Genomic DNA, 14,927 nt, shown 5'->3' with positions numbered 1-14,927 from the left:
TGGCGGCATGAGTACCCATGATTTTCTGCAATTAGATGTATTTAACACTAGCGCTTTCACCGGGAACCCCTTGGCTGTAGTCAACAACGCCGATGAGCTTAGCGCCGAACAAATGCAAGACATAGCCAGGTGGACAGGGCTTTCTGAGACCGCTTTTTTATGCGCCGCCGACGATGACGCACACGCAGATTACCAGGTACGCATTTTCACGCCTGACCGGGAGCTACCATTCGCTGGACATCCAACGCTCGGCGCAGCATTTGCTTGGCGAGAGTTTGGCGGCAGCGACAAAACCGAAATCTCGCAGCAATGCCGAGCCGGCACCGTTTGCGTGCGCGAAGAGGCTGGCAAGTGGTACTTCGCTGCCCCCGAATTGCGGCGCACCGGGCCACTTGATGACAACACTATTGGAACCATCGTGCGCGCCCTGGGAATCTCCCATTACGACATTATCGACCACTCCTGGGGCGACAACGGACCAGGCTGGGCGTTGATCCAGCTGAAGAACGCCGACGCGGTACGCCGCATCAAGGCCCGCACCCACGGTGACGTGAACATGGCAATTTTTGGTTTCGAAGAATCCGTCACCCACCAACACGCGCAACCGATCGTTGGCGCAATAGATGAAGAATTCGTTGCTGATTCCGGCGATGCCTCGGAAGGCGACGCCATTCTCGAGGTGCGCGCGGTGCACGGCTCGCACGAAGACCCTGTAACAGGATCTGCCAATGCAGCCATCGCGCAGTTTCTACAGGCAAAAAACGCTGTTCCGAAGCGCTACCGCGCGAAGCAGGGTTCACGCATCGGATTCAACGGTGAGATTGATATCAAGATTGATTCCGAAATCTGGGTTGGCGGAAAAGTTGCCCCGATCATCCGCGGCACTATCAACGTTTAGCTGCTATAGCTGGGAAGGTTGGCGTCGCTGGGAAAGTCGGCATTATTAAACGCCGCTCCCAGTGAAGCTTTTAAACCATTGGCTGAACTTGACGGTCATGCCCGAGCAGCTCAATGATCTTGGCGACGATTTCTTCCTCAGTCACTTGCAAGGTTTCGCCGCCGCGAATACGCAATTCGATTTTTCCTTCGGCATATGCGCGCCCGACGACGGCGATTAACGGCATTCCTAACAACTCGGCATCTTTAAAGCGCACGCCAGGGCTGACTTTCGGGCGATCATCGTAAAGAACGTCCATTCCGTGGTCAGACAGGCTGGTGACCAACCGATCGCCGGCCTGCTGCGCCTCCTCGCCCTTTGCAGCCACCGTCACATGTACCTGGTACGGCGCTGCAGCGGCAGGCCAGATCAAGCCTTTATCATCGTGGTTTTGCTCCGCCAGCACTGCCAACATGCGGGAAACACCAATTCCGTATGAGCCCATGGTAGGCACCACTTGCTTGCCATTTTCATCGAGGATAGTGGCTTTAAACGCTTCGGTGTATTTGCGACCAAGCTGGAAAATATGTCCTAGCTCAATGCCTCGCTGAATACTAAGTACTTCGCCATTCGGTGCAATGTCTCCATCCTTAACTTCCGCGGCTTCGATAGTTTCCGAGACTTCAAAATCACGTCCAGCCACCAAGCCCACCACATGGTGGTCTTTCTTATCAGCCCCGGCAATCCAGCTGGTACCACGCACCACGCGCGGATCCGCCAATATGCGGATTCCCGCGCTTGCTAACCCGCGTGGGCCAAGGTAACCGCGGACCAAGCCGTGTGCAGCAAAGTCTTTGGCATCTGCCAGCTCTGCCGTTGCTGGTTCCAGAGTGGCCTCCAAGCGCTTCATATCCACCCCACGATCACCCGGAATTAACAGGCCAACCAACTCGGACTCTGGTTCTCCCGGCGTGCCATCAGTGTCACCAGCATCAGAAACATGAGAAGCGTCAGTAGCCACGGGCGCTGGCTGCTGAATTTTCACCAACACCGTCTTCAACGTATCAGCAGCAGTGACCTCGTGCTCGGCAATGCGGATTCCTTGCTTATTTGCCCACTCCACCAAAGCATCGATGGTCTCAGCATCCGGGGTCTCATGTTCTTCCGCAGCTGGACGGGCCAGAGGATCAGATTCTGCGCAAGGTTGGGTGGTTACGGCCTCTACGTTTGCCGTGTAATCGCCCGCACTGACAAACGTATCCTCACCGCTCGGGGAAATTGCCAAGAACTCTTCTGAAGCCGAACCCCCCATGGCTCCGGAAGTAGCTTGGCAAATGGCATAGTCGATGCCCACCCGATCGAAAATACGCTGATACGCGTCGCGATGGCGCTGATAAGCAGCGTCGAGCCCCTCATCGGTGAGGTCAAAGGAATAAGAATCCTTCATGAGAAATTCCCGGCCCCGCAAAATTCCCGCACGCGGGCGTTCCTCATCCCGATATTTGGTTTGGATTTGGTACAGAGTTACCGGAAAATCCTTGTAGGAGCCGAACATGTCTTTAACTGCGGTGGCAAACATTTCTTCGTGGGTAGGGCCCAGAAGCAAGTCGGCATTCTTACGGTCCTGTAGGCGGAATAAGTTGTCGCCATATTCCCGCCAACGGTTGGTAGCATCATAAGGCTCACGCGGTAGCAATGCAGGAAACAGCAATTCTTGGCCACCGATCGCGTCCATTTCTTCCCGCACGATACTTTCCAACCTGCGTAGTGCTTTTAATCCCAACGGTAGCCAGGTGTAGATTCCTGGAGCGACTCGTCGAATATAGCCGGCACGCACAAGCAGCTTGTGGGAAACAAACTCGGCATCTGCAGGGTCTTCACGCAAAGTGCGTAAAAACAGTGTGGACATACGTGTGATCATGGCCCTTAGCTTACATTCTGTTACTACTGCCTAGTATGGGGGCATGCTGATAGTTCTTCCTCCTTCTGAAACCAAAGCGTTTGGCGGCGATGGCGCCCCACTGAACTGGGACACTTTGCCCAACTTATCGTTCCCGAGCTTGCACGAGGTCCGACGAGATATCGCACAAGACCTCGGCGCATTACCCATAGAAGAAGCGTTTGCGGTCCTTGGAGTTTCAGAAAAAATGCGGCCGGAACTAGAAGCCAACCAGCAGCTTGACCAAGCCCCAACTATGCCAGCAATTTTGCGTTACACCGGTGTGCTTTACGACGCCTTGGATCCGGGAACTCTTCCAGATGCTGCCCTAGATTCGCTTGCAATCGGCTCTGCACTTTTTGGTGTTGTGTCCTCTAGTGATCCGATTCCTTACTACCGCCTTTCCGGCAGCAGCAAGCTACCGCGACGTAGCGGCGATGACACCCCCACGATGAAGAAGCGTTGGGGCTCGGCTATTTCCACGGCGTTAAAACAACGAGATGAGCTCATAGTGGACTTGCGCTCTGGCACCTACCAACAACTCGGCCGTGTCCCCGCGGTTACGGTAAGAGTAGAAACCCTGCGTGAAGATGGTTCGCGGAAAGTAGTTTCGCACTTTAACAAACATTACAAGGGGGAGCTAGCTAGAGTCTTAGCTCTGGCGGCAGCTGCGGGTGCAAGACCGGGCTCAGCAGACGAAATAGCAGATATCGCGCGGGTCGCCGGTATGCACGTTGAAGGCCCCGTCGACAAGCAGAATTGCCACGAGCTCACGCTGGTAGTTTCCTCTACGCACTAAGGCGCTGCACAATAAATTGTGGAACAAAAACTTGTTGAACGAATTACAACCCGCCGACCGTTTTTCCCACTAGACTGAATGAACGTGACCCCTGCTACACTTTGGGAGCCTCCACTTTGGTGGCAGCGAAGCCAAGCAGCTCGGGGCAAACCGTGTCCATATAGCACCGTGTCCATATAGCAAGGAGATTCGTTCATGACCCAAGATTTCTTCCACATCGGCGCAGAAAAACTGCGCGAATTAATGAGTCCAAAAAACGCGGCTGATGCCCTAAGGCAAACGATTCTGGATGGATTCGACCCTGCCGATGATTTCGATAAAACCCGCGCGGTCGTCGACAAGGAAGATAATGCGAAATTCCTCCTCCTGCCAGCGATCAACCCGGATTATTTCGGGGCCAAGCTGATCACGGTCGCCCACATCAACCCATCCCGCGGCCGCGACACTGTACAAGGCACCTACGTACTGTTTTCCAACACCACCTACGGTCCGTTGTTCTCTATTGATGGTGCGGAACTGACCAACCTACGAACCCCGGCCGTAACGATGGCCGCTTTCAAAGATTTTATTGAGGCCCGGGATGAAGACCTCAAGGTCGCCATCTTCGGCTCCGGCGTGCAGGCACGAGCGCATAAGGAAGCCATCGACGATAATTTTGGGCAGCGCAACCCGAGCTATACTTTCATTTCCCGTAACAATCCGGGCGACCTGGACAACTGGGTAGAGATTGGTTCCGAAGAAGCGAAAAAAGCTACCAAGGAAGCCGAGGTCGTGGTGTGCTCCACCTCTGCACACGAGGCCTACCTGGATATCGACGAAGTCCGCAGCGATGCACTGGTCGTTGCTTTAGGTGCCGGAAACCCCAACGACCGCGAGTTGACCACCAATTTCATGGAAAAAGCCCAGATCATCTTGGAAGGTGGCGATGTCACTCTGCAGTACGGCGGTGATGCCGCTCGTGCATTACAAGAAGGTGCGGACCTCTCCCACGCAGTCACCCTGCGCGACATCATCACCGGTGACAAGTCATTGCACCGCGAATCCCCGATTGTCTTTAAGACCACCGGTATGCCTTGGTTAGACTTGGCTGTTGCTGGTCGTATTGCAACCCAATTAGGAATTAAATAAACATTGCAGCATCTGCAACACGACTTCGCTGATCATTTCCCAGATCTGTGCCTCGACTGGCGGGCTGCAAAGGCCCCAGCGCCTCAGATTGTGTGCCTCAATGAGCCGCTCGCCCACGAGCTGGGGCTAGATCCAAGCTGGTTGCGCAGCCCGGAAGGAATCGGCTTTTTATGTGGGACTCATCTGCCAGAAGGCGCACAGCCGGTAGCAATGGGCTATGCAGGTCATCAGTTTGGCCAGTTCTCACCCAGATTAGGTGATGGGCGCGCCCTCCTGCTGGGAGAAGTGAGAGATGGCGCGGGCAAACTACGTGATATTCATCTTAAGGGCTCCGGACCAACGGCATTCTCTCGCGGCGGTGACGGATGGGGCGCATTCGGGCCAATGCTGCGCGAATACTTGGTCTCGGAAGCTATGCACGCACTAGGTGTACCGACGACTCGTTCGTTGGCGGTAATTTCTACCGGCAGAGCAATTGCTCGCGAACGCGTAGTCCCGGGCGCATTGTTGGTGCGCGTTGCAAACTCACATATCCGCATAGGCAGCTTTCAATACGCGCAACTAACCGGCGGCGAAGAGCTTGTGTGCAAACTCGCAGAATACACCCGTAATCGTCACTACCCGGACGCCGCTGATGCCCGCGAAGTTTTTCACCACGCCCTCGATGCACAATTAGCCACCGTCGCACAATGGATGCGCTTAGGTTTCATCCACGGCGTGCTGAATACCGATAACACCACGTTATCCGGCGAGACTATCGATTACGGCCCCTGCGCATTCATGGATGAATTTAACGAGCATGCAGTGTTTTCTTCCATTGATCACAGTGGCCGATACCGCTACCACAATCAACCACACATCATCGGATGGAACTTTGCCCGATTAGCCGAAGCGATGTTGCCAACCTTTGCCGCTGATCCAGACGAGGCAGTGGGCTTCGCACAACAAACCATGAATACATTTCAAGAACGTTGGCGTAAGGCACACAATTCCGAGCGGTGCCGTGCAATCGGCGTGGAATACAGCGAAGATAACGCCAAGCTTGCCGACGAATTCTACGAATTAATCGGCAAAGCGAACCCAGACTTAACCTCGGCACACCGGGCTCTAGTAGACGCGGCAGTCAGGGATAGGCACACAATCGCGGCTCCCGGAGTCGACACCGCAAGATCGCCGGTTAACGTGCTCGCTCGCCAGCTTGGTGATACGGCACCAGCTCGGGAATGGATTGCTCGCTGGCTCAATCACGCGCCTAGCCCCCATGCACTCGCACGATTACATCCGATGATTATTCCGCGCAACCATCTGGTGGAAGACGCGCTAAGCTCGGCGACCGATGGCGATCTGGAGCCCTTCCACCAGCTACTCCACGCCGTAACGCATCCATTCGGCAAGAAGCATCCACCGGAATTCCTGAAGCCAGCGCCCCGAGAATTCAGCGCAACGTATCAAACCTTCTGCGGTACTTAGGCCACACAGGTTTTCAGAAGATGAAGGGCTCGCACCATTAGGTGCGAGCCCTTCATGCCATCAACCACCTCGGGCAAGACTGCCCGCTGGAGTTGCTCGAATGATTCTGCTTTCCAGCTTGTTTTCTTTGCCCTAGTCTTCCAGCTTCAGGGTCTTCTGCGTGAACTCCCACAATTCGTGGTACATCTTCTCATCCTTGAACAGCTTCGTTCCGTAGGACGGAATCATTTCATAAATCTTGTCTGCCCACTCAATCATCTTCTCGCCGAAGCAACGTTCCAACAGCTCTAGCATTGCGGCAGGCGCGATAGAAGCTCCTGGGGATGCACCAAGCAGGCCGGCGATCGATCCCTCAGTGTTGTTAATCAGAGCAGTACCAAATTCCAAGGATCCGAAACGCGGTGGAGCTGCTGGCTTAATAACCTGCACGCGCTGGCCGGCCGTAACGATCTCCCAGTCCTCGTTCTTTGCGTCTGGGACGTAATTACGCAAGTTTTCCATCCGCTTATCAAAGTCCTGCATCACCTCCGTGATCAGGTACTTGGTCAAGTTAAATTCTTGAACCGAAACTCCCAGGTAAGAAGGGATATTATCTGGGCGGATCGACTTGAACAGATCCAGATAAGAGCCCTTCTTTAGGAACTTCGGCGACCAACCACCGTACGGACCAAACATCAGGCCCTTCTTGCCGTCGATCACGCGGGTGTCCAAGTGCGGAACCGACATTGGCGGGGCATTTTTGGTCATGGCTTGCCCATAGACCTTGGCGTAGTGATTTTCGATCAGCTCTGGGTTCGTCGAGCGTAGCCACAGACCAGAGACCGGGAAGCCCGCGTAGCCATGTACCTCAGACAAACCTGCTTTACGCAACAGGTCGAGTGCGTAACCACCAGCACCCACGAACACGAAGTTGGCTTTCACTACACTGGTATCGCCAGTGTGTAGATTTTTGACGGTTACTTTCCACTTGTTTCCGTCCTTATGGAGTTTTTTAACCTCGTGCCCATAGCGCATTTCAGTGCCAGCGGCCTTCGCTGCGGTAAAGAACTGCTTGGTCAAGGCACCAAAGTTGATGTCAGTGCCTTTGTCCGTCCAAGAGATCGCAACTTTTTCGTTGTCATTCCGGCCGCTCGCCATCACAGGCAGCTTCTCCGCAAATTCATCACGGTCGTCGGTGAACTTCATGTCTGGGAACATGTGGTTACCGCGCAGTGCTGCAAACCGGCGCTCGATATAGCCAACCTGGTCGGTTCCCTTACCAAAAGACACGTGTGGAACTTTGTTAATAAATTCCTTGGGATCCGACAAGATTCCGTTATTAAGCTGGTGCGCCCAGAATTGACGAGAAATCTGAAATTTCTCGTTCACCCCCACAGCCTTAGACAGGTCAATGGTGCCGTTCTTTTCTGGGGTGTAATTCAGTTCGCAAAGTGCGGAGTGACCAGTGCCCGCGTTATTCCACGGCGACGAAGATTCCATGGCCGGAGCATCCAGACGCTCAATAACCATTTGTGACCAACTAGGTTCCAGTTCACGGAGCATGGCACCGAGCGTGGCGCTCATGATTCCTCCGCCGACAAGAACAATGTCTACATCATCGGTGGGTTTCGGGTTTGGGTTTTTGGACACCTGACTACCTCTTCGTATTCGATTGCACCACTTCCGCCACGCGCAAACGGCTACGCCCGAAAAGTTGAGCGCTTCGCGATACGCACAGCGAAAATTTACTCGCCTTTTACCATACGCCCCGTGTGAGCTAATACGCGAATAACTGTGGCATGTTTATCCCCTGCATCATTTTCTGCAGCACAAAACGGATTTCCTTGCGCAACAAACACTGCCCGCTCCACGCCTGTACCTAACACGAAAGCAAACCTTGCACCTAGACTGTTGCCATGCATAACTCTTGGGAGACCGACAGCCTGCTCGGAGCCCCGTTCGAGCAGTTCACTTTTAATTTCGGAATCGAGCCAACAGAAAACACCACGGCTTATGCGACACTCGTGCGTTACCCAGGGCCCCATCACCCCGCCGCGCACGAGCGGGATACCGCTGTGCCTGCTTCTGAACCCCTTGCCGACGATTGGGCGAGCCGGCCGGCAATCTTATGGATTCATGGGCTCACTGATTACTTTTTTCACCAGCACGTGGCACACTACTTCCACGAGCACGGATTCGCCTTCTACGCGCTTGATTTACGTAAATGCGGTCGCTCTCTGCGCGCAGACCAAACACCACACCACTGCCTGAATGTCGCAGAGTACTACGAAGAGCTTGATGCAGCAGCCGAACTTATCGCACAAGCACACAACCAGGCGCCGAACAAACGAATCATCCCATTAGCCCACTCGACTGGCGGATTAATCGCGCCACTCTGGCTTGACTACCTACGTCGGGAAAAACCACAGCTGCATGCACATTGTGCTGCCTTGGTTCTGAATAGCCCCTGGATGGAGCTACCAGTCGCCGATATTTTGGCAAAAATCGCGCGCCCAGTGCTGGCAGGCGTCGGCAAGATGTTTCCTGGTCTCCCGTTTCCAGGTGGTGTCATGGACTTGTATGGTCGCTCACTGCACAAAAACTACGACGGCGAATGGGACATTGATTTAAGATTTAAGCCATTGCACAGCTTCGAAAAGCATATGGGCTGGATCCGCGCAATCATCAAAGCACAAGGCCGCATCCACCGCGATGAAATAAATACCGGAGTTCCGGTGTTGACATTGTCGTCAGCACAATCAGCGGTAGGAACTTCCACCATGGATAAAGCTCACCAGGCCGATATCATCTTGGCCGTTGAACACATGTGGACATGGACGCCACACTTGGCGCCAGACGTCACGCTTGCCCCTATACAAGGAGCAATGCACGATGTATTTCTTTCCCGCCTGTCTGTGCGTGAACAAGCATTCGAGACTACCCTGAAGTGGCTACACCGAAACGGAGCAATCGCAAACTAATGAGCATAGAATCTTCAATGACATCATCCGCAACGAATAATTCTGCACAGCCTAAGCACTCCAAGCATTATGACCTGGTGATCATCGGTACCGGCTCAGCAAATTCGATTCCAGACGAGAATTTTGCACATAAATCAATCGCGATTATCGAAAAGGGTCGATTCGGCGGAACCTGCCTAAACGTCGGATGTATTCCAACGAAAATGTATGTCTACGCTGCGGATATCGCATTAGCAGCACGCACATCACAAGACCTGGGCATCCACGGTGAAATCACCAAAGTTGATTGGAATTCCATCGTGGAACGCGTATTCGCCAACCGGATTGACCTCATCGCGCAGGGCGGCGAAGAATATCGCCGTGGCAACGAATGCCCAAATATTGACGTTTACGCCGGCCATGCAGCTTTTAACGGACCAAAATCGCTTACCGTGACAGGTGCCGGTGCTGATGGTTCTGATTGCATCGTTACCGGCGATGAAATCGTGATTGCTACTGGCTCCCGTCCAATGATTCCAAGGCCAATCGCCGAATCTGGTGCACAGTTCTATACCAACGAAGACATCATGCGTTTGGACAAGCAACCAGAATCGATGATTATTGTTGGTGCCGGATTTATCGCTATGGAATTCGCACATGTCTTCCACGGTCTGGGCACGAACGTCACTGTTGCAGTTCGCGGCCAAGAGTTACTGAAACACTTGGATCACGACATCAAGTCCCGCTTCAACAAGGCGATGACTGATGCCGTCGATGTTCGCTTTGGCTTGAACATCACGGATGTGGAAAATACCGATCATGGTGTCCGCGTAACCTACGACGACGGAAGCACCCAGGAAGCAGATGCCCTGCTGGTCGCCACCGGACGCGTGCCTAACGGCGATCAAATGCATCTGGATACCGCGGGCATCGAAATGCGCGAAGACGGACGTGTGAAAGTCGACGACTACGGCCGCACGACTGCAGATGGAGTCTGGGCACTCGGCGATGTATCCTCGCCGTACATGCTGAAGCACGTCGCTAATGCAGAAACCCGAGCCCTCAAGCACAATATGCTGCACCCAGAAGATCTGCGCCCGATGCCGCACGACCACGTGCCATCAGCGATTTTCACGCATCCGCAGATCGCCACCGTCGGCATGACCGAGGACGAAGCCAAAGAGGCTGGTTTCGATATCACCGTGAAGGTACAAAACTACGGTGACGTCGCTTATGGCTGGGCCATGAATGATTCACAAGGCATATGCAAACTGATTGCTGATCGCAAAACCGGGCGACTACTCGGAGCGCACTACTTCGGTGCGCAAGCATCCACTCTGATCCAACAAATGGTACAGGTGATGGCCTTTGACCAAGACGTGCGTGATGTAGCAACCAAGCAGTACTGGATTCACCCAGCGCTGCCAGAACTCACGGAAAACGCGCTCCTCGGCCTAGAATTCTAGGCTGGAATTTTCAATATATTCCTGAGCAAAATCAAGGCGCTGCCGACGTTGCAAGCACAGTCGGCAGCGCCATTAGCTGATTCTTTAAAAGGCCGGTTTTAAATGGTCGGCTTTGTCAGAATCTCGTTACCGTCGTCAGTGATGACGATTGTGTGCTCAAATTGAGCTGTGAATTTGCCATCAGAGTTTTGGATAGTCCAATCATCATCCCAAACGTCATAATCTAGCGATCCCAGGTTGATCATTGGCTCAATAGTCAACGTCATGCCCGGCTCTAGGACATCCCGGTAGTGGTCAGAATCGTAGTGTAAGACGACCAGACCATTGTGGAAAGTCGGCCCAACGCCGTGACCCGTGAAATCACGCACCACGTTGTAGCCGAAACGGTTAGCATAGGATTCAATCACACGTCCAATGACATTGACTTCCCTGCCTGGCTTCGCCACCTTAATCGCGCGCATCATGGCTTCTTCCGTGCGTTCTACGAGCAACCGGTGTTCTTCTGATACCTCACCAGCCAAAAACGTACGATTGGTATCGCCATGGACGCCGTTTTTGTATGCGGTGACGTCGATATTGACGATGTCACCTTCCTGAATCACGGTGGTATCCGGGATCCCGTGGCAGACGATCTCATTGAGTGAAGTACAGCAGGATTTCGGGTAACTCATATAGCCAAGGGTCGACGGATAAGCGCCATGGTCACACATGTATTCATGAGCAATGCGGTCAAGTTCATCGGTGGTCACACCCGGGGCTACGGCACGGCCTGCTTCTTCGAGTGCGTTCGCCGCAATCTCGCAAGATTCGCGCATAGCCTCAATGGTTTCTGGTTTTTGAATGAACGGCTCACCGATATTTTCTTGGACGGTGTCCTTCCATACGTATTCTGGGCGCTCGATGTTATCCGGAACAATACGGAGAGGAGTTGGCTTGCCTGGGGAGAGCTTTCCACGTTGAGTCATGACTCCCCATGGTAGTAGCTAGGTAGCTTTCTTGGTGAACCAGGCACCAGCAGCAACGCCACGATTCCGAGTGACAAGACACAACCCAGTCCAACGCTGCACATCCTTCTATCCAAGGCCGGGGCGTTATTTGCTGTCTCAGACGGCCTAGGGTCGGTTGTTGCTGCCGGGATGTCTATAGATTCACTGCCTGACATGAATTAAGCAAAACGCAGATCACAGACCGCTGTGCTTTACCTCGTTTCATTATTCTTCAAGCGGACCAGGTTCCGCGTAAGCACCCGTCCCTGCCCGGAGTTCATCAAGACGTTGGAAGAAACGGTCAGAGACATTGACCGCCGTTGTCGAACCTCCCCCGTCAACGATCAGCGTCGCGAAGGCAATGTCGTCGTCCCGGAACCCGGTAAACCAAGCATGCGAACCCCCGGAATATTCCGCTTCACCAGTCTTTCCGTGAATCGTGCCACCGGCTTGCATACCCGCAGCAGTTCCCGAAACAACGACTTCCCGCATCATCGAGCGCAAACCATCAATGGCTGCCGGGGAAGGACCAGGAAGTTCTTCACTCGGTTTAGTTTCGTGCCCTTCGATCAGCGTCGGCACAGGACGATACCCCGCAGCCACCGTCGACGACACCAAAGCAAAGCCGAATGGGCTAGCTAGATCCAGGCCCTGGCCATAACCGGCTTCCGTACGTTCAAACGCAGTTTCTCCTTCCGGGATTTCCCCAGTGATGGTCAGCAATCCCGGAATATCGTAATCAATTCCCAGGCCAAATTTCTTGCCAGTCTGTTCCAATTCACCCGGCGCAAGGTTCGTCGACATCTCAGCAAAGGTCGTGTTACACGATGCCGCGAATGCGCGCTGCAACGGGACTGTGCCTAGCGAAAATTGGTTGTAGTTGACCACGGTACGGCCCTGAATATTCATTACTCCAGGACAGCCCACGGAGTTTTGTGGGTTAAGCCCTTGATGCTCGATCCCGGCTGCCGCGGTAATAATCTTGAACACAGAACCAGGCGGGTAATGCCCATTAAGCGCAATATCGCCGTCTTTATCCGCTGCTGGCGTTTGAGCGACTGCAAGAATTTCACCAGTCGATGGCCTCATGGCAACCAACATTGTCTGTTTGTCCTGCCGCAGAGCAACGGCATCTTGTGCAGCCCGCTGGACGTTGTAATCGATCGCGATTTTTAGTGCCGGGGCCGGATCTGCTTCATGCACGCTCACGTCGGAAAGCGCAGCACCGTGGGGATTAACCACACTAACTTTCCAACCGTTCGCACCTTCCAGGTCATCGCCGACGATGCGAGTCACGCGCGACATAATGTCCGGAGCAAAGTCTTTTTCCAGAGGAACCATCGCGGGTTCTTCGTTCAATCGAACTCCGGGAATATCAGAAAGATCGTCGACAATCGTTGGGCCTGCATCAGCAGAATACACCCCCACCGAATAGATCCCGTCGATGCTTTCTAATGATGACGCTAGTTCTCCGGCATCTAAGGGCGATATCGTCGTATCACGCCCACTAGCAGCATTGACTGCGCTAGCGATGCGCGCTGCAGCCGCACGCGGATCTTCCAGCTGCGCAGCATCAACCAACAACCGGTGCGATACTCCCGGCGATAGGAGCTCCACCCCGTCTGACGAAACCACGCTGGCACGAGCTGCCTCTACTGCGCGGAGTTCCAAGTGCTGGTTAGCTCCAAGATCCGGGTGAATAATAGTGGGCTTATAACGGACCGTCCACTCATCGGAGGCCTTAGTCAGCGTCATCTCTGTTTCATAAACCAATTCGCGATCACGCGGAAGATTCCAATGCATGGAATAACGTGCAGTTGCGATGGAGTCGTTGACGTCAACGTCGGCAAGCGTTGTGGTTAAGCCTTCTGCTTGCAAGCCGGTGAAAGTTTCATCGATTGCTTGCACAGCACTCTGAGGATTATCGATTACCTCAGATAAAGCCTCCGCATCACGCTCAGCCATCGCATCCAAAAAATCTTGGGCGACTGGATCTGCAGAGGCAGGCTTCGGGGTACACGCCACCAGCGTAGAGCCGCTAATAACGGCAGAAACCAGCAGCGCAACCGTCTTTTTCATAGCGAGAAGACTAACACGCCAAAGGCATGGTTTTAGGAAGTGACGCGCACATCAGCCTTTGCGCCTTCTTGCGCTTCCAAACCTTGCTCCTCAGCGATGATGTTTGCCTGCTCAATCAGCGTTTCTACGATCTGCGATTCTGGGACGGTTTTGACGACTTGCCCCTTCACAAAAATCTGGCCTTTTCCGTTGCCGGATGCCACACCAAGGTCTGCATCGCGGGCCTCGCCAGGGCCATTAACGACGCATCCCATCACGGCCACCCGCAACGGGAATTCCAAACCATCGAGGCCTTCAGTAACTTCTTCCGCCAATTTGTAGACATTCACTTGGGCACGACCACAGGACGGGCACGAGACGATCTCCAATTTGCGTTCCTTCAGGTTCATTGCCTGCAGGATCTGTTCACCGACCTTGATCTCTTCCACCGGGTCCGCAGACAAAGAAACGCGAATTGTATCGCCAATTCCCTGTGATAGCAGAGCACCAAAGGCAACCGAGGATTTAATGGTTCCCATCATCAACGGACCAGCTTCGGTCACACCTAAATGCAAGGGGTAATCCGTTTTTGCAGCTAATTGACGGTAAGCCTCCACCATGAGCACCGGATCGGAGTGCTTCACCGAAATGGCAATGTCCCCGAAACCGTGCTCTTCAAACAGAGAAGCCTCCCAAATGGCGGATTCGACCAGGGCCTCTGGGGTGGCTTTGCCGTATTTCTCCAACAACCGCTTATCCAGTGAGCCACCATTGACGCCGATACGGATGGGAATGCCCGCATCGCCTGCCGCCTTGGCGACTTCTTTCACGCGGCCATCGAATTCTTTAATATTGCCGGGATTAACGCGCACCGCAGCGCAACCAGCATCAATGGCCTGGAAAATGTATTTCGGCTGGAAGTGAATATCCGCAATGACCGGAATCGGAGACTTCTTAGCAATCGCCGGCAAAGCTTCAGCATCGACAGGCTTCGGGCACGCAACCCGGACGATATCGCAGCCCGTCGCCGTAAGCTGGGCAATCTGCTGCAGCGTAGCGTTAATATCGTGGGTTTTCGTTGTCGTCATCGACTGCACAGAAACCGGATAATCCGATCCGACTCCCACATCACCGACCATAATCTGACGTGTTTTCCGCCGCGGAGCCAGAGTTGGCGGCGGACCTTCCGGCATTCCGAGTCCAATCGGAGTTGGCATGTACTCTCCTTGCAAATTGCGAATGTGCTGGCAATATTCTAGCACTGC

General features: G+C 53.8%; 11 protein-coding genes. 6 read left to right on the top strand and 5 right to left on the bottom strand.

What is annotated here, in order from left to right; all coding sequences use genetic code 11:
- Positions 1 to 7: 7 nt before the first annotated feature.
- Positions 8 to 898 carry a PhzF family phenazine biosynthesis protein gene (locus HMPREF1292_RS07105; protein WP_023019328.1) on the top strand — a complete coding sequence of 297 codons (891 nt, stop codon included), beginning with the start codon at positions 8 to 10 and terminating at the stop codon, positions 896 to 898.
- 70 nt (positions 899 to 968) lie between these two features.
- On the opposite strand, the gene HMPREF1292_RS07100 is transcribed toward HMPREF1292_RS07105, so the two are convergent.
- Positions 969 to 2,798, bottom strand: a complete 1,830-nt coding sequence (locus HMPREF1292_RS07100) for a proline--tRNA ligase (protein ID WP_034645200.1) — start codon at positions 2,796 to 2,798, stop codon at positions 969 to 971.
- A 43-nt stretch (positions 2,799 to 2,841) separates the two neighbouring features.
- Between HMPREF1292_RS07100 and yaaA the strand changes: the two genes are divergently transcribed.
- The 3 genes from yaaA (at position 2,842) to HMPREF1292_RS07085 (ending at position 6,213) form a co-directional block, all read left to right on the top strand.
- A complete protein-coding gene (gene yaaA / locus HMPREF1292_RS07095; RefSeq protein WP_023019326.1) occupies positions 2,842 to 3,615 on the top strand; it encodes a peroxide stress protein YaaA in 774 nt (257 codons plus the stop codon).
- Positions 3,616 to 3,810: 195 nt separating this feature from the next.
- Complete coding sequence (locus HMPREF1292_RS07090; protein ID WP_023019325.1) at positions 3,811 to 4,743, top strand: hypothetical protein; 933 nt, start codon at positions 3,811 to 3,813, stop codon at positions 4,741 to 4,743.
- 3 nt (positions 4,744 to 4,746) lie between these two features.
- Complete coding sequence (locus tag HMPREF1292_RS07085) at positions 4,747 to 6,213, top strand: YdiU family protein (protein WP_023019324.1); 1,467 nt, start codon at positions 4,747 to 4,749, stop codon at positions 6,211 to 6,213.
- Between the two features lie 132 nt (positions 6,214 to 6,345).
- Here HMPREF1292_RS07085 and mqo read toward each other — a convergent pair whose 3' ends face one another.
- Entirely contained in the window at positions 6,346 to 7,842 is a 1,497-nt protein-coding gene (mqo, locus tag HMPREF1292_RS07080; protein ID WP_034645198.1) for a malate dehydrogenase (quinone), read from the bottom strand.
- Between the two features lie 266 nt (positions 7,843 to 8,108).
- On the opposite strand from mqo, the gene HMPREF1292_RS07075 reads away from it, so the two are divergent.
- Both HMPREF1292_RS07075 and mtr read left to right on the top strand, forming a co-directional pair.
- Positions 8,109 to 9,173 (top strand): alpha/beta hydrolase, encoded by a 1,065-nt coding sequence (locus tag HMPREF1292_RS07075; protein ID WP_023019322.1) that lies wholly within the window; start codon positions 8,109 to 8,111, stop codon positions 9,171 to 9,173.
- Between the two features lie 17 nt (positions 9,174 to 9,190).
- The gene (mtr, locus tag HMPREF1292_RS07070) at positions 9,191 to 10,618 is read left to right on the top strand and encodes a mycothione reductase (protein WP_034646012.1); all 1,428 of its coding nucleotides are present in this window, start codon (positions 9,191 to 9,193) and stop codon (positions 10,616 to 10,618) included.
- A 98-nt stretch (positions 10,619 to 10,716) separates the two neighbouring features.
- Here mtr and map read toward each other — a convergent pair whose 3' ends face one another.
- The 3 genes from map to ispG form a co-directional block, all read right to left on the bottom strand.
- On the bottom strand, positions 10,717 to 11,583 hold the full coding sequence (map, locus tag HMPREF1292_RS07065; protein ID WP_021352672.1) for a type I methionyl aminopeptidase: 867 nt from the start codon (positions 11,581 to 11,583) through the stop codon (positions 10,717 to 10,719).
- Between the two features lie 246 nt (positions 11,584 to 11,829).
- Positions 11,830 to 13,683, bottom strand: a complete 1,854-nt coding sequence (locus HMPREF1292_RS07060; protein ID WP_023019320.1) for a penicillin-binding transpeptidase domain-containing protein — start codon at positions 13,681 to 13,683, stop codon at positions 11,830 to 11,832.
- Between the two features lie 32 nt (positions 13,684 to 13,715).
- The gene (ispG, locus tag HMPREF1292_RS07055; protein ID WP_021352674.1) at positions 13,716 to 14,879 is read right to left on the bottom strand and encodes a flavodoxin-dependent (E)-4-hydroxy-3-methylbut-2-enyl-diphosphate synthase; all 1,164 of its coding nucleotides are present in this window, start codon (positions 14,877 to 14,879) and stop codon (positions 13,716 to 13,718) included.
- Positions 14,880 to 14,927: the final 48 nt, after the last annotated feature.

Source organism: Corynebacterium sp. KPL1995, assembly GCF_000477935.1.
Lineage (GTDB): Bacteria > Actinomycetota > Actinomycetes > Mycobacteriales > Mycobacteriaceae > Corynebacterium > Corynebacterium pseudodiphtheriticum.
This window is presented reverse-complemented; position numbering and strand designations above follow the sequence as displayed.